19 protein-coding genes are annotated in these 20,129 nt (G+C 69.3%); 2 read left to right on the top strand and 17 right to left on the bottom strand.

What is annotated here, in order from left to right; genetic code table 11:
• The 10 genes from EIZ45_RS31855 to EIZ45_RS31810 all read right to left on the bottom strand — a co-directional run bounded on the left by EIZ45_RS31855 (nt 1) and on the right by EIZ45_RS31810 (nt 12,411).
• On the bottom strand, nt 1–981 hold the full coding sequence (locus tag EIZ45_RS31855) for an ABC transporter permease (RefSeq protein ID WP_043836638.1): 981 nt from the start codon (nt 979–981) through the stop codon (nt 1–3).
• Entirely contained in the window at nt 981–2,573 is a 1,593-nt protein-coding gene (locus EIZ45_RS31850) for an ABC transporter substrate-binding protein (protein ID WP_134667486.1), read from the bottom strand. Before EIZ45_RS31850 ends, EIZ45_RS31855 begins: the two co-directional genes overlap by 1 nt.
• A gap of 10 nt (nt 2,574–2,583) precedes the next feature.
• Complete coding sequence (locus EIZ45_RS31845; protein ID WP_134667487.1) at nt 2,584–3,477, bottom strand: serine hydrolase; 894 nt, start codon at nt 3,475–3,477, stop codon at nt 2,584–2,586.
• Nucleotides 3,474–4,859, bottom strand: a complete 1,386-nt coding sequence (locus EIZ45_RS31840; protein WP_134667488.1) for a serine hydrolase — start codon at nt 4,857–4,859, stop codon at nt 3,474–3,476. The genes EIZ45_RS31845 and EIZ45_RS31840 overlap by 4 nt, the downstream gene beginning before the upstream one ends.
• Before the next feature lie 119 nt (nt 4,860–4,978).
• Nucleotides 4,979–5,866: a serine hydrolase gene (locus tag EIZ45_RS31835; RefSeq protein WP_134667489.1), complete on the bottom strand. Its 888-nt coding sequence runs from the start codon at nt 5,864–5,866 to the stop codon at nt 4,979–4,981.
• Nucleotides 5,867–6,022: 156 nt separating this feature from the next.
• Entirely contained in the window at nt 6,023–7,675 is a 1,653-nt protein-coding gene (locus EIZ45_RS31830; protein WP_134667490.1) for a CdaR family transcriptional regulator, read from the bottom strand.
• A gap of 77 nt (nt 7,676–7,752) precedes the next feature.
• Nucleotides 7,753–8,859, bottom strand: coding sequence for an o-succinylbenzoate synthase (menC, locus tag EIZ45_RS31825; protein WP_134667491.1), 1,107 nt, complete (start codon nt 8,857–8,859; stop codon nt 7,753–7,755).
• Complete coding sequence (locus tag EIZ45_RS31820) at nt 8,856–9,734, bottom strand: GNAT family N-acetyltransferase (protein ID WP_205670194.1); 879 nt, start codon at nt 9,732–9,734, stop codon at nt 8,856–8,858. The genes menC and EIZ45_RS31820 overlap by 4 nt, the downstream gene beginning before the upstream one ends.
• 47 nt (nt 9,735–9,781) lie before the next feature.
• Entirely contained in the window at nt 9,782–10,939 is a 1,158-nt protein-coding gene (locus tag EIZ45_RS31815) for a M20 family metallopeptidase (RefSeq protein ID WP_240690845.1), read from the bottom strand.
• Entirely contained in the window at nt 10,936–12,411 is a 1,476-nt protein-coding gene (locus EIZ45_RS31810) for an amidohydrolase family protein (protein ID WP_134667493.1), read from the bottom strand. Before EIZ45_RS31810 ends, EIZ45_RS31815 begins: the two co-directional genes overlap by 4 nt.
• A gap of 151 nt (nt 12,412–12,562) precedes the next feature.
• Between EIZ45_RS31810 and EIZ45_RS31805 the strand changes: the two genes are divergently transcribed.
• Nucleotides 12,563–12,949: a VOC family protein gene (locus EIZ45_RS31805; protein ID WP_134667494.1), complete on the top strand. Its 387-nt coding sequence runs from the start codon at nt 12,563–12,565 to the stop codon at nt 12,947–12,949.
• 4 nt (nt 12,950–12,953) lie between these two features.
• Here EIZ45_RS31805 and EIZ45_RS31800 read toward each other — a convergent pair whose 3' ends face one another.
• The 7 genes from EIZ45_RS31800 to EIZ45_RS31770 all read right to left on the bottom strand — a co-directional run bounded on the left by EIZ45_RS31800 (nt 12,954) and on the right by EIZ45_RS31770 (nt 18,747).
• Complete coding sequence (locus EIZ45_RS31800; protein ID WP_134667495.1) at nt 12,954–13,841, bottom strand: MBL fold metallo-hydrolase; 888 nt, start codon at nt 13,839–13,841, stop codon at nt 12,954–12,956.
• A complete protein-coding gene (locus EIZ45_RS31795) occupies nt 13,816–15,042 on the bottom strand; it encodes an MFS transporter (RefSeq protein WP_037820409.1) in 1,227 nt (408 codons plus the stop codon). The genes EIZ45_RS31800 and EIZ45_RS31795 overlap by 26 nt, the downstream gene beginning before the upstream one ends.
• On the bottom strand, nt 15,039–16,292 hold the full coding sequence (locus EIZ45_RS31790; RefSeq protein ID WP_134667496.1) for a carboxylesterase family protein: 1,254 nt from the start codon (nt 16,290–16,292) through the stop codon (nt 15,039–15,041). The genes EIZ45_RS31795 and EIZ45_RS31790 overlap by 4 nt, the downstream gene beginning before the upstream one ends.
• A gap of 115 nt (nt 16,293–16,407) precedes the next feature.
• Nucleotides 16,408–16,596: a hypothetical protein gene (locus EIZ45_RS31785; protein ID WP_134667497.1), complete on the bottom strand. Its 189-nt coding sequence runs from the start codon at nt 16,594–16,596 to the stop codon at nt 16,408–16,410.
• A gap of 4 nt (nt 16,597–16,600) precedes the next feature.
• A complete protein-coding gene (locus tag EIZ45_RS31780) occupies nt 16,601–17,143 on the bottom strand; it encodes an RNA polymerase sigma factor (RefSeq protein ID WP_134667498.1) in 543 nt (180 codons plus the stop codon).
• 6 nt (nt 17,144–17,149) lie between these two features.
• Entirely contained in the window at nt 17,150–17,341 is a 192-nt protein-coding gene (locus EIZ45_RS31775) for a ferredoxin (RefSeq protein ID WP_205670195.1), read from the bottom strand.
• Nucleotides 17,338–18,747 (bottom strand): fatty acid desaturase, encoded by a 1,410-nt coding sequence (locus EIZ45_RS31770; protein WP_134667500.1) that lies wholly within the window; start codon nt 18,745–18,747, stop codon nt 17,338–17,340. The genes EIZ45_RS31775 and EIZ45_RS31770 overlap by 4 nt, the downstream gene beginning before the upstream one ends.
• Before the next feature lie 121 nt (nt 18,748–18,868).
• On the opposite strand from EIZ45_RS31770, the gene EIZ45_RS31765 reads away from it, so the two are divergent.
• A complete protein-coding gene (locus tag EIZ45_RS31765; protein WP_199818188.1) occupies nt 18,869–20,110 on the top strand; it encodes a CdaR family transcriptional regulator in 1,242 nt (413 codons plus the stop codon).
• Nucleotides 20,111–20,129: the final 19 nt, after the last annotated feature.

The raw sequence follows: 20,129 nt of genomic DNA, 5'->3' as shown, positions 1-20,129 counted from the left end.
TCAGTTCTCCCGGATCGTCGAACGCGGATCGAGGACCGCCAGCAGCAGGTCCACGATGAGGTTCACCAGCAGCACGCCGATGCCGTACACGAGCACGATCCCCTGCACCAGCGGATAGTCCTTCTGCAGAATGGATTGCGAGATCGTGGAGCCGAGGCCGGGCCAGGCGAAGACGTTCTCCACCAGCACGGTGCCTGCGACGAGGCTGGTGAGCATCAGCCCGCCGAGCGTCAGGGTCGCGGTCAGCGCGTTCGGCAGCGCGTGCCGCAGGTAGACCAGCCGGGCGGGCAGCCGTTTCGCCCGCGCGGTGCGGACGAAGTCGTTGCCCAGCACGGAAAGCGTCTCCACTCGGACGATCCGGGACAGCGTCGAGGTCGGGCCCAGCGCCAGCGCGATGATCGGCAGCACCAGCGAACCCGCGCCGTCGTGTCCGGCCACCGGGAACCAGCCGAGCTGCACCGCGAAGAACGCCACCAGCGCCACCGCGACCAGGAACTCCGGGATCGCGGCGAACAGCACGGTGGCCGAGGTGAAGCCCAGCTCGGCGCCGCGGCGGCGGCCGCCGCGGGTCAGCACGGCGAACGTCAGCCCGATCGGGATCGCCAGCCCGATGACCACGACGAACGCGGGCAGGGCCAGCTGCAGGGTCGCCGGGAGCCGGTCGGAGATGACGTCGCCGACCGGCTGCCCGGTCAGCATCGACGTGCCGAAATCGCCGCGGAAGAGTCCGCCGAAGTAGTCGAGGTACTGCTGCCACAGCGGATGGTCCAGCCCGAGCGCGGCGCGGCGGGCGTTGATCAGCTCGATCGGCGCGGTCAGGCCGAGCGCGGCGCGCACCGGATCGCCCGGGATCAGCTGGATCATCAGGAACGCCATGGTCACCAGCACCCACAGCGACACCACGAACCGCCCGAGGCGGCGGGCGCCGAAGGTCAGCCAGGGACTGACCTTCGGGCCCGCGACGGCGATCGCGCCGGTCATCAGGCGTACATCCGGATCGTGGTCGGCTTGAGGTAGCCGTTGACGATCTCGAACTTCGCGTTGCTGCCGTAGGTCGGGACCACCGTGTTCGCGAACTGCACGACGTCCTGCTTCTCGAACAACGCCGATTCCGCGGCCATCCAGTCCGCGCAGCCCGCTTGCCCGGCCTGCGTGGCGGCCTTGGCGACCAAGGCGTCGTACTGCGGGTTCTTGATGTGCGCGAAGTTCGTGCCCTGCGGCGGCTGCCCGCCGGACACGAACGGCACCAGCTGGCTGGGCAGGGTGAGACCGAGCGGCGCCATCGAGATGTCCCACTCGCCGGTGGCGAACAGTGCCTGGCTGATGCCCGGGCTGTCGAGGCCCTTGAGCGTGACGTCGACGCCGACGGCCTTCCAGCCCTGCTGCATCAACTCCGCGCTGGGAGGCATCGTCGGACCGGCCTGCGTGCCGTAGATCGCGGTCAGCGAGAGCCGCTTCCCGTCCTTCACGCGGATGCCGTCCGGTCCCGGTTTCCAGCCCGCCGCGTCGAACGCCGCCTTGGCCGCGGCGACGTCGAAGCCGGGGATCTTCCCGGTGACCGAATCGCCCTCGCACGGCGGTGGTTGCGCCGTCACCATTCCCTTGACCGGAGCACTGCTGTCCCGGGTCAGCACCTTCGCGACCTGCGGAAGGTCGATCGCTTGGGTCAGCGCGCGGCGCATCGCCTGGTCCGCGCCGAACCGGCCGGGCGCCTGGTTGAAGAACAACTCGCCGAGCGGGGCCACGAGGTCGGCGTGGTACAGCCGCTGCGCCTTCAGCCGCTGCTGGTCCTGCCCGATCACCGAGCCGGCGTTGACCTCGCCGGACAGCAGCAGGTTCGACGTCGTCGTCATGTTCGGGATGACCCGGATGTTGATCTTCTCCGGCAGTCCCTTCTGCTTCGGGTCGAACTGGCCGGGACCCCACGTGTAGTCCTTGCGCCGGGTCAGCGTGTAGTGGTCGTTCGGGACGATCTCGGTCATGGTGAACATGCCGGTGCCGTTCTCGCCCTTGGCGAGCGTCTTCCGGTCGGCCAGTCCCTTGGCGCACACGATCGGCAGACCGGCGATGTTGCGAAGCAGGAACGCGTCCGGCGCGCCGCTGGTGATCGTGACCTGGTCCGCGTTGGCGACCGCCTTCGTGCGCGGGGCCACTGTCACGCCGGCGAGCGGGGACTTGTTCGCCGGGTCGCCGATGAAGTTGATGTTCGCCGCCACGTCGGCCGCGGTCAGCGGGCTGCCGTCGGAGCAGGTGATGCCCTTGCGCAGAGTGAACGACGCGGTGGTCGTCGTGGCTTCCCACTTCTCCGCGAGTGCCGCCTCCGGTTCTCCTTGGGAGTCGAGATTGATCAGGCTGTCGTACAGGAACCCGTCGAGGTTGCGGGCGACCGACAGCACGGTGATCGCCGGGTCCAGCGTTCCCGGATCAGTCGGGATCGCGTAGGTGAAAGTCTTGCCGTCGACCAGTTTCTGATTCGCGGTCCGGTCCGTCCCGGATTGCGCTGATCCCCCGCACGCGCTCACGGTCAAGGCCACCACGCCCGCCATCGCGGCGGTGAGCCGGGCAGTTTTCATGGGATTTCTCCTACGGGGTCACGCTCTGGAGGTGGTCGACAGCCAGCCGGGCGGCGGCGCCGATGGACGCGTCGACCGCGGGAAGGCGGTCTTCGAGAGAGTGCGCGCGAGTGAACACCGCGACCGCGAACCGGCGGCCGTCCCCCAAGGTCACCACGCCTGCTTCGTTGCGGATTCCGGGCAGCGTCCCGGTTTTCGCCGCGATCGCGACGCCGGACGGGAAGCCCGACGACAGCCGGTGCGGCCAGATCTGCTGCGCCATGATCGTGCGGACCCGTTCGCACGCTTCGGGTTCGCCCGCGCGCTCGGTCCAGATCGCGTCGAGCAATTCGGTGATCTCGCGCGGCGTGGACGACGTGGTGCGTTCCGGATCCCGGACCGACAGCTTGTCCAGCTGCTCCGGCGCGGCCCCGCCGAGCAGAGCTTCGAGATCGGACTCCGGCGTGCCGCCGAGATCGGAGACGACCGACGCGAACAGGTCCTCGCAGCAGCCGATCAGCCGGGTGCGCTCGAGGCCGAGGTCGTTCAGCACCCGGTCCACCGTTTCCTGGCCGAGCCGGTGGTAGAGCACGTCGGTCGCGGCGTTGTCGCTCATCGTGAGCATGAAGTGCGCGAGGTCGCGCCAGCTCATCTCGACGTCGTCGGCGCAGCCCGCGGTGCCGATGCCGCCGATCCGGTACCGCGCGGTCACCTTCGTCCGTTCGGTGTCGTCCAGCCGTCCGGCGGCGACCTCGCGGGCGTAGGCGAGTGCCACCGGGATCTTGAACACCGACGCGAGAACGACCGGGTCGTCCCCGCCCGCCGACACTTCCGGACCCGGCACGCCGATTTCCCGGGCGTGCAGGAACCCTTCCGCGCCGGCGTCGGCGAAGACGGCCTCGATCCGCTCGCGGATCCCGCTCACTGGGAGACCCGTCGGTCCGCGCGTCCAGTGTGGAGGAACTGCGCGCGGCCGTGGCCGTCGTCGCCGACGAACGCGTGTGCCATGTAGACACCTGGCATCTGCTCGGTTTTCGCGACGAACGTGTCGCCCTGGCACGGCAGCAGTTCTTCCTTCCCCGAAGGCGCGCCGATCTCGGCGAAGATTCCCTTCGGGGTGCGTTCCATCCAGAGCTTGCCGTCTTCCTCGCTGACGACGGTGTCGGCGACCATCGAGGTGTACTCGCCCACGTACCGGAAAAAGTCGGCCGGAGCGGCCGCGGGGTTCGGCTCGGGTCGTGCCGGGACAGTGACGCCCGCGAGTTCGTCCAGCAGCTTCGCGAAGATCTCCTGGTACACGTTCATCGGCTGACCGCCGTTGGTCAGCAGCGCGACCGCCACGCCCTTCTCCGGAACCACGCGCAGGAAGGCCGACTGGCCGATGGTGCCGCCGTCGTGGCCGATCACCTTGCCGCCGTCCCAGTCGAAGAGCATCCAGCCGAGGCCCCAGTGGTCGGACATACCGAGGTAAGGCACGTCCACCTGCGCTTCGCGCATCGCGAGCAGCGACTCCGGCTGCAAGACCTGGGTGCCGTCGTCGGCCTTGCCGTCGTTCAGGTGCATCCGGACGAAGGTCAGCAGGTCGCGCGGGCGCATCGCGAGCGTCGACCCGGCGGGCGAGTTCGAGCGGGTGAGCGCCCAGACCGGCGCGGGCACCGGGTCGTCGCCCGGTTTCGGGGTGACGTGACCGATCGCGGCGCGGTAGCGGATCGCGTCGTACGGACCGGACGCCGCATGGGTCAGGCCGAGCGGCGCGAAGAGGTGGTCGCGCACGCAGTCGTCCCAGCACTTGCCGCGCAGCACCTCGATGACGCGGCCGAGGACGCAGTAACCGGCGTTGTTGTAGGAGAACCGCTCGCCTGGCGGGAAGAGCTGCGGCACGTCGGACAGCGTCGCGACGAGCTTCTCCACGCAGTCGTCGCCGGGTCCGGTGTCGGTGAAGATGTCGCCCTCGAAACCGGCGGCGTGACAGGTCAACTGGCGGACGGTGATCGCCGCCGCGGCCTCGTCGTCGCCGAGCACGAACTCCGGCAGGTAATCCCGCACCGGCCGGTCGAGGTCCAGCTTGCCCTCGTCGACCAGCTGCATGGCCAGCGTGGTCGTCCACACCTTGGTGATCGACCCGATCTGGAATACCGAGTCCACAGTGGACTCCACGCCGGTGCCCTTGTTCACGACGCCCGCCGCGTGGTCGATCACCTCGCCGTCGGCGAGCACCGCGATCGCGGCTCCGGGAACCTGATGTTTGGCCAGCAAAGCAGCGAAATTCTCCTGAAGCCAGGTCTCGATTTCGGAAATTTTCGACATGTGCACCTTCTGTCCGAGGGATGGTGGACCGGCGTTTCGGAAATGCTAGGTCGGTGGCGGACGTCACTTGTTCGTCCGGACCGAGGAGAGCGCGGGGAAAGTTCCTCCGCTCCGACGAATCAGGCCGTGCGCAGCGACTCCACCGCCGTCGCGGCGGCGAAACCGATGAACGCGTCGCGCTCGGGCACCCGGGAGCGGGAGTCCTCGGCGCGGGTGAACACGGCGACCGAGTACCGGCCGCCGTCCGGGTACTCGACCACGCCGACCTCGTTGCGCACGGCGGGCAACGTGCCGGTTTTGCCGCTCGTGCGGATCCCGTCGTCCGGGAAGCCGGAACGCAGGCGATGCGGCCACACCTGCAGTTCCATCCAGCGGCGGACGTCCGCGCACGCCTCCGGCGCGGCCGCTTCGTCGCGCCAGATCAGTCCCAGCAAGCGGGTCATTTCGGCGGCGGTGGTGCGGCAGGACTTTTCCGGTTGCAGCGCGCGCAACCCGGAAACCTGTTCGTAGGTCAGTTCGGCGAGCGCCCGTTCGTCGTCCTCGTAAGAGATGCCGAGATCTTCGCCGATCGTGGCGAGCAGTTCGCCGCAGTCCTGCGGCACGACGGTCTGCGTGAATCCCAGGCGGCGCAACGTGCTATTCACCGCGTCTTTGCCGACCTCGGCGAGAATCAGGTCGGTGGCTACGTTGTCGCTGATTCCGATCATCAGGATCGCCAAATCGTGCCAGGACATCCGGACTTCGTGGCGGAAGGTGGCGAGACCGTACGGACTCGGCGTCGGGTGCCCGGGTTCGACGGTGACGGGGGCGCCCAGATCGAGCGTTCCTTCGGCGGCCTGACGCGCCAGCTCCAGCGCGATCGGGACCTTGAACACCGACGCGGGGACGACCGGGACGTCCTCGCCGATGCCGAGACTTCGGGTCCCGTCGACCTCGGCGGCGTGCAGCCGGACCTCGACGCCGACCTCCTCGGCGCGGCGGGCGATCGTTTCGGATGCGGTAGCCATGACCCTCCTGTCTACAGTGGACACTTCGGGCAGGAAGTTCTTGGCGTGAACCGGGAATCGCCGCCTGCCGGTCTCCCATTGTCTCGGCGGGGCCGGGGCCGGGGTTGCTGCGTTCGCGGGAAGGTCGCGGTCCGTTTCCCGTCAGGAGAGCAAGACTCAGGCCTCTTCGGGCTTCTCGATGCGCGGCAGCAAGTGCAGTTGCACCATCGCCGCGAACCGGTCCCCCGGATCGTCGAGGTCGATCCCGCCGACCTCGGCGAGGCGGCGCAACCGGTACCGGAACGTGCTCGGATGCACGTACGCCGCCGCCGAAGCCGCGCTGATGTCCCCGAACGAATCGAGCCAGCACCGCAACGTGTGCACGAGCTGGGATTGATGTTTGGTGTCGTACTCCAGCAACCGCGCGATCGGCCCCGTCGCGACGTCGCCGCGCGCCGCGGAAAGGTCGGCCAGCTCCAGCATCAGCGCCTCGATGTGCGCGTCCTCGGCGGCGATCACCCGCTTCGAGCCGCCGTTGGTGAGCAACACGCGCAACGCTCGGTCGGCCCCGTCGCGAGACGCGCGCAACCCGGATCCGTCGAGAGCCAGCGGCCCGATGCCGATGGCCGCGGCGACCCGGCGGCCGGTGCGTTCCAGGAAGGTCGACGCGACGCGTACCGAGCGTTCGCGGCAATCGCCGTGGTTCCCGGGCATCGGGACGATGCCGTAGGCGACGTCGCCGACCAGCGCTACCGCCGATCGGGGCTGGACCGCGCTGAGGTGCATGGCGAACGCGTCGGCGACCCGCTGGCGTTCCGCGACCAGCCGGAGATCGTCGTCGGGCGCCTCGAGCAAGCCCATGGCGAGCACGATCGTCGGCTGCCCCAGCAACCCGAGCCGCGCGATGGCTTCCTGCGCCCCGGAACCGCCTTCGAGCGCGGTGCTGACCAGATCGGCCCGCAACCGGCGTTCGACGTCGGCGCCCGCGCGGAGCCGAAGCATGTGCAGCGCAACGATTTTCGAAGCGTCGATCAACGCCGCGGTACGTTCTTCGCTTAGCTCTTTGTCGACAGCGGCCCAAATCGACCCGAGAACTTCGTCACCGGCCCGGACCGCGAGCGCCGCGCGCGGCATGACGATCTTCTTGTCGTAGCCGTCTCCCGGATAGACGTAAACCGGGCCCTGATCGCGGTACAGCCGCTCGAAAACGCCGTCCTTCTCCAGCTCGCGAGTGAACCGTTCGGGCACCTGGCGGCCGAGGATCGTCTCGACGCGCGAGGGGTCGGCCTCGTCCTGACGGCCGGAGAACGCGAGCACGCGCGAGTTGCGGTCCTCGATGGTGACCGGCGCGTCGAGCAGCGCGGCGATGGCGTTGGCGAGGGCGAAAAGATCGCCGGATGGCATCCCGCCGAGTGTCTGCGGGGAAACGTCGCCGACGTCGCCCTCGGCGAGCAGCGTGCGGAGCATGGCGGCCAGCTGCGCCCAGGACGCGCCGCTGGCGAGCCCGAGCAGCGCGACCCCGGAGGAATTAGCCGCCCGCACGAGTTCTGTCGACGCGGCGACCGGCGACCGCACGACCAGCGCGGTCGCCCCGCGTGCGGCGACGGCGTGCATGAGCTGCACGATCTCGTCGGATTCGCGGACCCCGACGCCGAGGACCACCGCCTGCGCCGGGAACTCCGCGTCGTCGTGCGGATCGTGGATCACCACCCCGCCGAGGTGGCGGCGCGTGTCGCGGCCGACCGCGACCGGTTCGAGGAGCACGTCCCCGAGCGCTTCGAGGACGCGTCCCAGACTCGTGTGCGGCTTGCTCGGCACCGGTGTCAGCACCCCCCGAAGGTAGATCCGGCCTCGCCTCGACCGGCTGGTCCGATCCGACCAAATCTACCTCCGGAATTCGTAGCGGGCTACGAACCGATCCACACCTTTGCCGTGGTCACCTCGTCGAGCAGCTCCGGAATCGGTGCCACGCCGAGTCCCGGTCCGGTCGGCACCGGCAGGTGCCCGCCGTCCAGCACGAAGGGCTCGGTGATGTCGGTCCGGTAGAACCGGCCGGACGCCGAGGTGTCGCCGGGCAGGGTGAAGTTCGGCAGCGAGGCCAGCGCGACGTTCGCCGCCCGGCCGAGGCCGGTCTCGATCATCCCGCCGCACCACACCGGGATCCCGTGCGCCGCGCACACGTCGTGCACCCGCCGCGCTTCCAGGTAACCGCCGACGCGGCCGGGTTTGATGTTCACGATCTGGACCGCGCCCAGTTTGATCGCGTCCGCCGCCGCGCGCGCCGACACGATCGACTCGTCGAGGCAGATCGGCGTCTGGATCCGCCGGGCGAGTTCGGCGTGGCCGAGCACGTCCTCCTCTTCCAGCGGCTGCTCGATCAGCAGCAGGCCGAACGGGTCGAGCTTGGCCAGCTGCGGTGCGTCGCCGAGGGTGTAGGCGGTGTTCGCGTCGACCTGCAGCAGCACGTCGTCGCCGAAGCGTTCGCGGACCGCGCGCACCGGCTCGACGTCCCAGCCGGGCTCGATCTTGAGCTTGATCCGCACGTAGCCCTCGTCGAGGTACCCGCCCACGACGTCGAGCAGCTGCGGAATGGTGTCCATGATCCCGACGGAAACGCCGCAGGGCACGGAATCGCGCACCGACCCGAGTTCGGCGGCGAAGGACCGCTCGTGCGCGCGCAGTTCGGCGTCGAGCACCGCCATTTCCAGCGCGCCCTTGGCCATCCGGTGGCCCTTGAACTTCGCCAGCAGCGGCGTCACCTTCGCCGCGGTGACGTCTTCCGCGGCCAGCAGCGCCGGGATCAAGTGGTGCTGCAGCACGTGTTCCGCGCCGTCGTTGTACTCCGACGAGTACACCGGTCCGGCCATCGTCACGCATTCGCCCCAGCCCTCGCCCGCCGGCGTGACCGCGCGCAGCAGCAACAGCTCGCGCACGGACTGAGTGCCGAACGAAGTCCGGAACGGGGCGACGAGCGGCATCTGCACCCGGCGCAGTTCCACACCGCTGAGTTTCACTGCTCCTCCTTGGAGATCACGTAGAAGCCGGCTCGGTCGAAGCCGGTCACCCGGCCGCCGGCGGCCATCAGCCCGCCGAGCGATTCGCGCAGCGCGGCCCGCCACGCGTCCGCCTTGCCGAGATCGGTGGTGCGCAAGCCTTCGATGTCCGGCGGTACCGCGACGAGCACCACCGGGGCGTCCGCTTTGCCGTCGGCCGGACCGCCGTCCGCGGCAACTTCGAGCGCCACTGCCGCGCCTTGGTCGAGCAAAACCTTCGCGTCCGTGCGGATCGGTTCGCCGAACGCGGCGGTCCGCACGGACGGACTGGCCAGGTCCCAGGACACCATCAGCCGATCGGTGTCGCCGGAACCGTTGATGCCGTCCGCCATCGGCCCGTAGAAGTCCCGCAGGTACCGCACCGGGAGCGCGCCGAGTTTGCCGAGGTTGAAATAGGCGTTGCGGCGCACCAGCGGATCGAAGGTCCATTTGATCGCCGAGACGTCCTGCGCCAGCGCCCAGCCGCGCTGATGCAATTTCAGCGCGTACCCGATTCCACGACCGGCGCCGGCCTTGGAAACTCCGGCGATGTGACTGTGCAGGCTGCCTTTTCCGGGATTTCCGAAAAAGCCGACGCAGGCGCCGAGCATTTCCCCGTCGGCGAACGCACCTGCCACGTAATTCCCCGCCGACGACAGCGCGCGCAGCAGTTCCGTGGTCACCGGCCGGGTTCCTGGCGCCGACCGCCAGATCGTCTCGAACAGCACCCCGACCGCGGTCATTTCCGCGATCTCGGTGATTTCCCGGACTTCGACCCCCGAAGCGACGGCCGCCGCCTGAGCGGCCGCGACCGCCTCGTCGCACGTTTCCGCCGCGACGGGTCTTTCCGTGTTCATCGCAAGATTCGTCACGGGACGATCCTTTCCCGGCTTCCCCCGAAGAGTCACCGTCGTGCTCGACCAGAATCGCCGGTCGGATTCGTCGGAACCGACGGACTCCCCTTCGTCAGCACGTTCTCCACCAGCGCGGCCAGCAACGCCGTCCGCCGCGGCAATTCCTCGACCAGGACATGTTCGTGGTCAGCGTGCGCGCCGCCGCCGACCGCACCGAGACCGTCGAGCGTCGGTACGCCCAGTCCGGCGGTGTAATTGCCGTCCGAAGCACCGCCGACGGCCGCCTCGGTCAATTCCGGCAAGCCCAGTTCCGCAGCCAATTCCTTGGCCAGGCCGTACAACGCGGCCGACGAGACCGCGTCGAGCGGCGGCCGGTTGATGCCGCCGGCGACCCGGACTTGCGCGTCTTCCAGCACCGGTTGCAACGCGCGCACCGCACGGTCGACGCGAAGCTGCTCTTGTTCGTCCCACACGCGTACGTCGACCTCAACCGCGGCGGCGGCGGGAACGGTATTCACTGTGGTACCAGCCGAAAGCACCGTCGGCACGACGCTGGTTCCCCGCTCCGGACTGGCGAGCGCGGCGACCGCGAGCACCTGATGCGCGATCTCGATCCCGGCGTTGATCCCCTTTTCCGGCTCGAGACCGGCGTGCGAGGCGCGTCCGATCACTTCGATCCGGTAGTGGGACACGCCCTTGCGCCGGGTCTTGATCGCGCCGCCGTCCGCCGAAGCCTCCAGCACGAACGCCGCCGCGCAGCCCTGCGCCTCTTCCTCGATCAGCCCCCGCGACGACGGCGAACCCAGTTCCTCGTCTCCAGTGACCAAAATGGACAGTCCACTTCGGTCTGCCAGCGAAGCCGCGACGTGCAGCGCCATCACGACGCCGGTCTTCATGTCGAAGCAGCCCGGACCGCGCAAGACCCCGTCCTGCACGGAAAACGGATGCGTCTCCAGCGAGCCCATCGGCCAGACCGTGTCGTGGTGACCGAGCAGCAGGACCCGCGGCGGACCGTCACCGAACCGCCAGCGCAGATGCGTCCGTCCATCCAGGACAATCCGCTCCGGTTCCACGCCAAGCAAGGCCTTGCCGACGCCGGTCAGCACGTCTGCGCTGTGCGCCACCGCGTCGAGATCAGACGATGGGGATTCACAGCACACCAACGTTTCGATATCGGCGAGCAGAGCGTCCACATTGAACTCGGTCATCGCGGCTCACCTCGCAGCGGCTGGCCGGGGAACGCGTCGGTGAGCAGCTGCCCGTCACGCACCACCGGGGTGCCCGCGACGAACAGGTGGCGTACGCCGACCGCGGGCCGGGTGGCGTCGAAATACGTTGCGGTGTCGGTGATCGTGGCCGGGTCGAGGACGACGATGTCCGCGTCCGCACCCACGTCCAACCGGCCCTTGGCCCGCGCACCGGGCGCGACCTCGTCAAGCACCCGCGCCGGAAGGTAGGAGCAGCGCCGGAATGCCTCCAGCCAGGTCCAGACCCCAGCCTCGCGCACCATCAGCCGCAGCGACTTCGAGAACGTCCCCGCCGTCCGCGGATGCGTCGCCCCTCCCGGCGGCAACGGCCATTCGGTGGATTCGTTCGCCCCGTTCTGCCAGTACACCGGCATGGCGTCGCTCGCGACGATCGAGTCCGGGAACGCGAGTGTCTGGTGCAGCAGCGCGCGGTCCACCGGGTCTTCCTCGTCGAGAAACTCCAGGATGCAGGGCGCACCTGGCGTCTCGGCGCGGACCTGCAGCAACCGGCCTTCGTCCGCGATCCGCTCGCCGGTCTCCAGCAGGATCACGCGAGTCGGGTTGAGCCCCTTCATTTTCAACCGCTCCGGCGAGATGAAGAACGCGCCGACCGCGGTGCTGCCCGCGCCGTACGGATAGGCCTCGACCGTCACCCGCGACCCGGCGGAGCGGCCCGACTCCAGCGCGGCGAGCACGCGGTCGATGTGCCGTCCGGAAGTGCTGTTGACGTGGCAATGGTGCATCGCCGCACCGGTCTCGGCCGCGATGATCGCGATCTCCTCCGACCCGTCGGCAGGCGTGCCCGGATCGACCTCGACCAGCTCGCGGACGTGCGTGTACGTCGGCGCCTCGGCCTGTTTGGCGAGCTTCGCCAAGGCCAGGAACTCCGCCGGATCGCTGGCCGGCGCGTACCCGAGCAGCACGCCGACGCCGAGCGCGCCCGCCGCCAGCTCACCCTCCACAAGGGACAGCCACGCGGCCAGCTCGGTCTTCGACGACGACCGCTGCCAGGCCGGATTGCCGAGCACGGAAAGCCCGGTGTTGATGTTCGCGTCCGGCTCGATGCCCGCGAGCACCTTCGCCCGCGCGGAACCCCACGAAGCCGAGAAGCCGTAGTGCAGCGGACGCCCCGCCGCGGCGGCCTCGGCGTAGGCCCGTTCGACCGGCATCAGCCCGGCCTCGAGGTCGAGCGCCGTCGTGACGCCGTCCATCGCCTGCAGCCGCTGTCCCGCGATCGAATGCACGTGGCTGTGCAGATCGATGAACCCCGGTCCCACGATGTACCCGGCGACGTCGATCTCGACCTGGTCGTCCGCGCTCGGCAGTCCCGGTCCGACCGCGATCACCTCGCCGTCGGATACCAGCACGTCAGCCGTACCGTCGAAGCCCGTAGCCGGGTCGATGACGCGACCGCCACGCAGCAGTGTCCGCATGCTTGCCTCCTCGCCTCGCTGCTGGCGACCCTAGGAGGTTTCCCGGGCAGTACGTTCGTGCGCGCGGACGAATCCGGGGCGGCAGATCTATCCGCGCGCACAAACCGGAATTCGCTGGGCCGGGGTGCGCGCGGGCCTTAAGCTCGCGCACATGGCCTGCCGGATCACCGAACTCGTCCTCGACTGCGCCGACCCGCAACGGATGGGTGATTTCTGGTGCGAAGTCCTCGGCTACGTCGAACTCGGCTGGGACGGCGAAGACCTCGAAATCGGCCCGCCCGACGCCGGTTTCGGCGGCCCGCAGCCCACCTTGATCCTCAGCCGCAGCACCGACCCGAAGCCGGCGAAACTGCCGCTGCACCTGGACGTGAACCCGACCGACCGGGACCAGGACGCCGAACTGGAACGCCTGCTCGCGGCCGGTGCGCGGCCCGCCGACGTCGGGCAGACCGGGGAGGAGTCGTGGCACGTGCTGGCGGACCCGGAGGGGAACGTGTTCTGCCTGCTCCGCCGCCGGGTCGACCCGGTACCCGGCTGAGCGGCTACGCCCGGTAGCGGAACTGCCCGGACCGGAGCAGATCGGCGGCGAACTCGAAGCCGTACCCGTCCCGGCCACGCCGGACCCGCCCCGCCGAGGGGGCCGGGAAATGCGTCGGGAGCAGGACCGAATCCTCCGCGGCCGCAAGCAGGCGGCTCCGGACCCGTGCCGCCTCCCCCGGATCAACGCAGTACCTCGTGCTCAGCTCCGGATGCCGGATCTGCACCCCGTGGTGCATCGTGTCCCCAGCAAGCAGCATGGTCCCGGCACTGCCGCGCACCCGCACGCACACGTTCCCCGGCGTGTGCCCAGCAGCGGGTACGAGTTCGGCGTGCTTGCCGACCACCGCATCCGGGGCGACGAAACTGAGCTGTCCAGCCTGCTCGATCGGCAGCACGCTGTCGGTCAGGTAGTCCCCAGTCCGGCGCATCGCCGCCCCGCCAGCCTCGCTCGACCAGTACCGGAACTCCTCCTCGACCACGAAGTGCGGGGCGTCCGGAAACACCGGTTCCCGCTGCACAGTGGCGGCCCCGACGTGATCGGTGTGCAAGTGGGTGAACACCACCGCGTCGACGTCCGCGGGCCGCAGCCCGGTCGCGAGGAACTGCCGCATCCATCGGTCCGGCAGGTGGTCGAACTCCGCGCGCTGGCGCTCCTTCCCCGCCCCGACGCACGCGTCGACCACCAGCACCTCGTCCGCCGAGCAGACGAGGAACGACTGGATGACGAAGACCAGCTTCCCCGCCGCCCGGTCGAACCACGGCTCCTGGGCGTACCAGTCGGACAGGTCCGGTTCGAGTCCCGGGAAGAACTCCCCGGGCTCGATCAGCAGCCGGTCGTCCTCGACGAGGGGAACGACCGCGACGTCACCGAGATCGAACCAGTGCGCCATCGCGCTCCCTCCTCGCCGCCGGCCGCACGCGGCTCAATCCCACCGCGCAAGCGATTGCGACCAGCACCGGAACGGCGGTCACCAGGACGATCGTCTGCGCCGACAACGCCAGCGCGAGCAGCAAACCCGCGACGCCCGGTCCGACGATCGACCCGATCCGCCCCAGCGCCGCGGCCCAGCCGACGCCAGTGGTGCGCGTGCGGGCGGGATAGATCGAAACCGCGAGGGTCAACTGGCCGATCTGCCCGGCCGTGACCCCGAAACCGGCACCGGCCAGCAGCACGAACAGCAGCGTCTCGCCGACCGGCACGGTCGCGACGAGAACCATGCACACCGCCCCGATCGCGGGCATGAGGATCAGCGCGCGGGCGATCCCGATCCGCGCGGCCAACGGAATGAGCACCAGGCCGCCCGCGATGCCGCCCAGGGTGAGGAACGCGAGTCCCAGCGGGGCCTTGCCAGCCGCGAAACCGTATCCGGTGAGCAGCGTCGGAACCCAGGAAATCAGGACGTACGCGGTGATGAAGATGAGGAACGAGAACGCCCAGATGAGCGACGTCGGCAGGCGCAGTCCCGGTCCGAAGAGCCTGCTCACCTTGGCTTCCTGCTTCGCGCTGCTCTCCACCGACGGCTCGCGGGCGGGCAGCACCACGGCCATGACCGCGGCCAGCACCAACGGAGCCAGCCCGGCGACGTAGAAGACGCCGGCGGACCCGACGCTGTGCAGCAGTTTCCCGCCGAAGAACCCGCCGAGGCTGCTCCCGGAAGCGAGCCCGAGGGTGACCGCCACCGAGACCAGTTCCCGGCGGCCTTCCGCGCTGTGTTTCGTCGCGAGCGACACCCCGGCGGGCAGCACCAGCCCGAGGCCCAGCCCCGTGACCAGGCGTGCCGCCGCGAAGACCGGCATGGACTTCAGGTGCAGGATCGCGGCGGTCAGCACGGTCGCGCCCGCGAAGATCAGGACGCCGGTGAGCACGACGGACCGTGCCTTCATCCGGGCACCGATGTAACCCGCGGCCAGGTATCCCATGACGACCCCGATGTTGGTCAGCACCAACGGCAGGGTGAAGGCAGCCGGAACCGCACCCCATTCATGCGACAGCGTCGGGATCGTGAACGACAGTGCGGCGGTGTCGAAGCCGTCCAACAGGACAGCGAGGAAGCAGAGCAGGACGACGGGCCAATGAATGCTCTTGCTCATGGCGTGTTCTCCAGTGTCTGAAGGGAATTCCCGATCCGGACGCCGCTCCGCGGTCCTGGCGAGCCCGATCGCGCGAATTCCGTCCACCACAAGCGCATTTGGGTGCCGAGGCGTTCGACCTCGGCCCAGCTGGTGTCGCCCAGCATCGGGCTTCCCCGCCAGGATTCCGGAGTGCCCAGCAGGAACGGCAGTTCGAGACAGTGGATCGCGCCGTAGCCGCCGTGTTCCGGAGCCCAGTCGAATTCGTAGGAGTACGCGCCGTACTGCTGTGCCAGCTCACGCGCCGGACGACCGAAAAGCGGATCGGTCTGGTCCAGGATCGCTTGCCGGATCCCCTCGTCCGGCAGCCCGATCGCGAACGCCGCACACTCCCGCGTGGTGTATCCGATCATCAAGTCCGGCAACGGATCGGACAGTCGCACGTCCAGATCGACCAGCCCGAACGGCGGCCGGGTAGACGTCGGGTCCTTCGCGGCGTTCCATCGGAGAGTGCGCAGCTGTGCGGCCAGCAACTGGTCCACCGAAGCGGTGGCCGGGTCGCCGTCGACCGCGTCGGCGAAATACTGGCCGATCTCCAGCGCCGTCGCACGTTTCTGAATGATCCCGGGGTCCGGCGAACTCTGGACGATCGCCCGGCGGATGAGCGGACGACTGTCCGGTTTGGACAACAAGGCGAGCGTCGACAGCGCGCCCGCGGACTGCCCGAAGAGGGTGACGTTGCCCGGGTCACCACCGAACGCCGCGATGTTGTCGCGCACCCATTCAAGCGCGAGCGCCTGGTCCGCCAGGCCGAGATTGCCCTCGCTGACGCCGTCGCAGACCAGGTAGCCGAACGCCCCCAGCCGGTAGTTGACCGACACGACGACCACGTCGCCGTCCGCGGCGAGCCGTCCCCCGTCGTACCAGGGAAGGGTGCCGCCTCCGCTCAGGAAACCGCCGCCGTGCAGCCACACCAGCACCGGACGTGAGCCGCTCAGCGCAGGCGTCACGACGGCAAGATTGAGACAGTCCTCGGACTGCGGCGGTTCATCCCGCGGCGGCCCCATCGCGGCTTCCAGACGCGAGCCGAGCTGCGGGCAGATCGGCCCGGGCAGGCTGGCGTCGGAACGAGGCGCGGCAGGCAGCGGCAGCTGGAACCGCTCGGCGGTGCCGTACCGCACGCCACGGAACCGCAGCAAACCGTCGTCGCTGTGCTCGCCGATGACCGGACCGGACGGCGGCTGGGCAGTGACAGGCTGGCATTCGGTCATCTCGGCTCTCCTTTGAGCGGGTGTCCGGCACCTTCGACCCGCTGTCAGGCTAAGAAAGTCCGGAATGCCTGACCAATGCTCTTTGCCGCCCGAGACATGTTTGCCCGGCTATACCTCACCGCCCAACGCGGCTCCCTGCCTCCACCCGCGCCATCCGAGGCGCGGGCTCGACGCGCTTGCCACCGCCGGAGAAGGCGTCCGAGAGCTTCCCGATCAGCATTCCGAGCAGCGGAAGCCAGATCGGGCACAGCATCAGCACCAGCAGTGGTCCCATGATCTTGAAAATCTCGAGGAATCCGTGCATGCCCTCACGCCTTCTCGGTCTCGGCCAGCAGCGTCGCGAGCGTGCGCACCGCGCGGTGCTGCAGCGCCCGGATGCTGTTGGGGTTCTTGTTCATCGTTTCGGCGACCTCGGCGACGGACAGTCCGGCGAAAAACCGGAGCCGCACGCACTCGCGCTGCGGTTCGCTGAGGTCGGCCAGGCATCGCCGCAGCGCCGCCGCTTCGATGCGGGCCAGCGCGAGCCGGTCGGCTCCGCCGCGGAGGTCCGGTCCGTCGTGGTCTTTCCCGTCGAGGAGTTCACGCCGGTAGCGGGCCGATTTGCGGTGGTCGCGCAGCAGGTTGTCGGCGATCGTGTACAGCCAGCCGGTGAACGAGCCGACGTCCGGCCGGAAGTCCGGCAGTTTCCGCCACGCGCGCAGAAAAGCCTCGCTCGTCAGGTCTTCGGCGACCGTCGGCGTCGGCACCCGCATCCGCAGGTAGCGGAAGACCGGCGGCGCGTGTTCCCGGTAGATGACGGCGAACGCGGCCTGGTCGCCAGACCGCGCCCGCCCCAGCAGCTCCGTCTCCACCGGGCCTCAATCCTGCAGCCGCAACGCCGCGACCGGACACGCGCGCACCGCTGCATCGACGAAGTGCCGCTCCGCTTCGGGCGGGGTCTCGTCGAGGACCTGCACCACTCCGTCGTCGCCGACCTCGAAGAACTGGTCGGCCATCGCTTCGCACATGCCGAGGCCTTCGCATTTGCCGTGGTCCGCGAAGATCTTCAGCACGCCGCCTCCCGCACCACGGGCACGAAGTCGACCTTGTCGCGCACGCCGCAATCGGGGCACGTCCAGTCGTCCGGGATCTCCGACCACGCGGTTCCCGCGGCGAAGCCCTCCAGCTCGTTGCCCTCCGCGACGCGGTAGATGTAGCCGCAGCCAGGGCACCGCGCGGCGTCCACGTCGTCGGCCAGCTTCGCCCGCGTGTCCGCGACGGGTTCGTCCGCGGCAGCGGCGACGACCGGGTATTCCCTCAGCAGCGACGGGAGTTTGCCCGGCTGCACGTTCGCCTGCCGGATGTCGCCGTCGAAATGCCGGTAAACCCGCGGGTCCATCACCTTGCGGAACCACGCCGGGACCAGCGCGACGACCATCATCCCGGTGTAGCCGGTCGGCAGAACCGGGCTTTCCTTGAAGTCGCGCAAAGTCTGGAACCGGCGCGTCGGGTTCGCGTGGTGATCGCTGTGCCGTTGCAGGTGGTACAGCAGCACATTCGTCGCGACGTTGTTGGAGTTCCAGGAATGCGCCGGAGTGACCCGCTCGTACCGGGTCTTGGCGCCGTGGGTGACCTGCTTGCGCAGCATCCCGTAGTGCTCCATGTAATTCACGATCTCCAGCAGCGAGAACCCGAACACCGCCTGAATCACCAGATACGGCAGGATCCCGACGCCGAGCCAGGCGATCAGCACGCCCCACAGCACCACGCTCATCAACCATGCGTTGAGCACGTCATTGCCGAGGTGGAACGGGTGAGTTTGCTTGCGGGCGTACCGTTTCCGCTCGACACCCCAGGCGCTGCGCAGCGAACCGAAAACCGTGCGCGGCCAGAAACGGTAGAAGCTTTCGCCCAACCGGCTCGACGCCGGATCCTCCGGAGTGGCGACGCGGACGTGGTGCCCACGATTGTGCTCGATGTAGAAATGCCCGTAGAAACACTGCGCCAGCGCGATTTTCGCGGCCCAGCGCTCAGTGCTTTCCCGTTTGTGGCCGAGTTCGTGCGCGGTGTTGATCGCGATTCCGGCGACCGTGCCCAACGTGATCGCGAGGCCGATTTTGCCCCCGACGGACAGTTCGCCGCGCGCGAGCATCCACGCACCCGCCACGAAACCGGCGTACTGCAACGGCAGGAACAGGTAGGTGATCCAGCGGTAATAGCGGTCTTCCTCCAGCGCCTCCATCACCTCGTCCGGCGGGTTGGTGTGGTCGTATCCGGCGACGAGGTCGATCAGCGGCACGAGCACCAGCACGACGAGCGGGCCGAGCCACAGCACAGCGTCGGATCCGGTCGCGGCGTGCAATCCGATCGCGCCGAACGGCAGCAGCGGCACCACGAGCCCGAGCAGCCACAGGTGCCGCTTCCGGTCGTGCCAGGCGGTTTCGCCGTTCGGTCCGGCGAGGCGGTACTTCTTCATGGCGGCCTCCACTGTCGTTTTCCTGAAGGTAGGAATTCGCGGGCGGCGGGACACTGTGCGCGAAACCGAAACGCTCGGCTGCGTTGGGTCTCGGGCACGAACCGGGCGTACGGTGCTGCCTGTGACGTCGACGGCTGCCGCCACGCTGGCCAAGGTCGCGGACTCGGTCCTGGCCGAGCTCGCGCTGCTCCGCGCGCGGATCGTGGCGGAGGTCTCCGCCGAACTGCCATCGCTCGCCCCGGACGCGCAGGCCGCTGAGCTGCTGGACAGCACGGTGAGAGAGAACCTGGTCGCCGCGCTGAGCGTGCTCGGCGGCGCGACCGAACCGGTCGACGTGGGGGCACCGCCGGTCGCGCTGGAGTTCGCCCGGCGGCTGGCCCAGCGGCGGGTGCCGATCACCGCGATGCTGCGTGCGTACCGCCTCGGCCAGGCGGCCTTCCAGCAGGAGATGATCGCCCGGATCGCCGCCGAGCCGGTGGAGGCCGCGGACGTCGCGGTCGCCGCCACCGAGCTGTCGCAGGTCGCCTTCACCTACATCGACAAGATCTCCGAAGAGGTCGTCGAGGCCTACCAGCTGGAACGCGACACCTGGCTGCGCCACCGCAACGCGGCCCGGCTCGCGAAGGTGCAGGCAGCGCTGTCCGGCAAGCCCGTCGACACCGCCGACGTCGAGAAGACCCTCGGCTACGCGCTCTCGGACCGGCACGTCGGCGCGGTGCTGTGGTGCGGCCCTGAGCTGGACGAAAGCACCCGGCTGACCACCCTCGAACGACACGCGGCCCTGCTCGCGAACGCCCTGGGCGCCACGCCGCTGGTCGTCGCCCCGGACGCCTCGACCGTGTGGGCCTGGTTCCCGGCCGCGACGCTCGACCTCGACGCGGTGTCCGCCGCGCTCGCCGGCTCACCCGATCCGGTGCGCGTCGCGCTGGGCGACCCGGCGAACGGGCTGGCCGGGTTCCGCACCACCCACCAGCAGGCCCGGCAAGCCGAAGCCGTCGCGCAGATGACCGAGCGGACCCAGCCGCGCCCGGTCACCGCGGCGGCGCAACTCGGACCGTTGGCGCTGGTCGCGGCGGATCCGTCGGCGGTCGCGGGCTGGGTCCAGTCGGTGCTCGGCGCGCTGGCCGACGACGACGAGGGGCACCACCGGATGCGCGAGACGGTGTGGGCGTACCTGTCGAGCGGGAGCAGCCTGATGGTCGCCGCGCAAGAGCTCCACCTGCACAAGAACACCATCCAGTACCGGCTGCGCAAGGCCGAGCAGGAACGCGGCCGTCCCCTGTCCGAGGGACGGATCGACGTCGAAGTCGCGCTGCTGGCGTGCCGGCTGCTCGGTCCGGCAGTGCTCCGGCCGGTCGACTGATTTTTGTGCCGCGGGACCA

This window comes from Amycolatopsis sp. CFH S0740, assembly GCF_004522315.1.
GTDB lineage: Bacteria > Actinomycetota > Actinomycetes > Mycobacteriales > Pseudonocardiaceae > Amycolatopsis > Amycolatopsis nivea.
Note: the sequence above shows the minus strand (reverse complement) of the source record. Positions and strands in the feature narration are given on the sequence as shown.

Excerpts from the sequence above, each read along its gene's own strand:
- EIZ45_RS31805 (WP_134667494.1), top strand. The coding sequence starts at position 12,563 with ATGGCCTGCCGGATCACCGAACTCGTCCTCGACTGCGCCGACCCGCAA.
- EIZ45_RS31785 (WP_134667497.1), bottom strand. The coding sequence starts at position 16,596 with ATGCACGGATTCCTCGAGATTTTCAAGATCATGGGACCACTGCTGGTG.
- EIZ45_RS31795 (WP_037820409.1), bottom strand. The coding sequence starts at position 15,042 with ATGAGCAAGAGCATTCATTGGCCCGTCGTCCTGCTCTGCTTCCTCGCT.
- EIZ45_RS31815 (WP_240690845.1), bottom strand. The coding sequence starts at position 10,939 with ATGACCGAGTTCAATGTGGACGCTCTGCTCGCCGATATCGAAACGTTG.
- EIZ45_RS31770 (WP_134667500.1), bottom strand. The coding sequence starts at position 18,747 with ATGAAGAAGTACCGCCTCGCCGGACCGAACGGCGAAACCGCCTGGCAC.
- EIZ45_RS31850 (WP_134667486.1), bottom strand. The coding sequence starts at position 2,573 with ATGAAAACTGCCCGGCTCACCGCCGCGATGGCGGGCGTGGTGGCCTTG.
- EIZ45_RS31800 (WP_134667495.1), bottom strand. The coding sequence starts at position 13,841 with ATGGCGCACTGGTTCGATCTCGGTGACGTCGCGGTCGTTCCCCTCGTC.
- EIZ45_RS31840 (WP_134667488.1), bottom strand. The coding sequence starts at position 4,859 with ATGTCGAAAATTTCCGAAATCGAGACCTGGCTTCAGGAGAATTTCGCT.
- EIZ45_RS31855 (WP_043836638.1), bottom strand. The coding sequence starts at position 981 with ATGACCGGCGCGATCGCCGTCGCGGGCCCGAAGGTCAGTCCCTGGCTG.
- EIZ45_RS31790 (WP_134667496.1), bottom strand. The coding sequence starts at position 16,292 with ATGACCGAATGCCAGCCTGTCACTGCCCAGCCGCCGTCCGGTCCGGTC.
- EIZ45_RS31835 (WP_134667489.1), bottom strand. The coding sequence starts at position 5,866 with ATGGCTACCGCATCCGAAACGATCGCCCGCCGCGCCGAGGAGGTCGGC.
- EIZ45_RS31820 (WP_205670194.1), bottom strand. The coding sequence starts at position 9,734 with ATGAACACGGAAAGACCCGTCGCGGCGGAAACGTGCGACGAGGCGGTC.
- EIZ45_RS31810 (WP_134667493.1), bottom strand. The coding sequence starts at position 12,411 with ATGCGGACACTGCTGCGTGGCGGTCGCGTCATCGACCCGGCTACGGGC.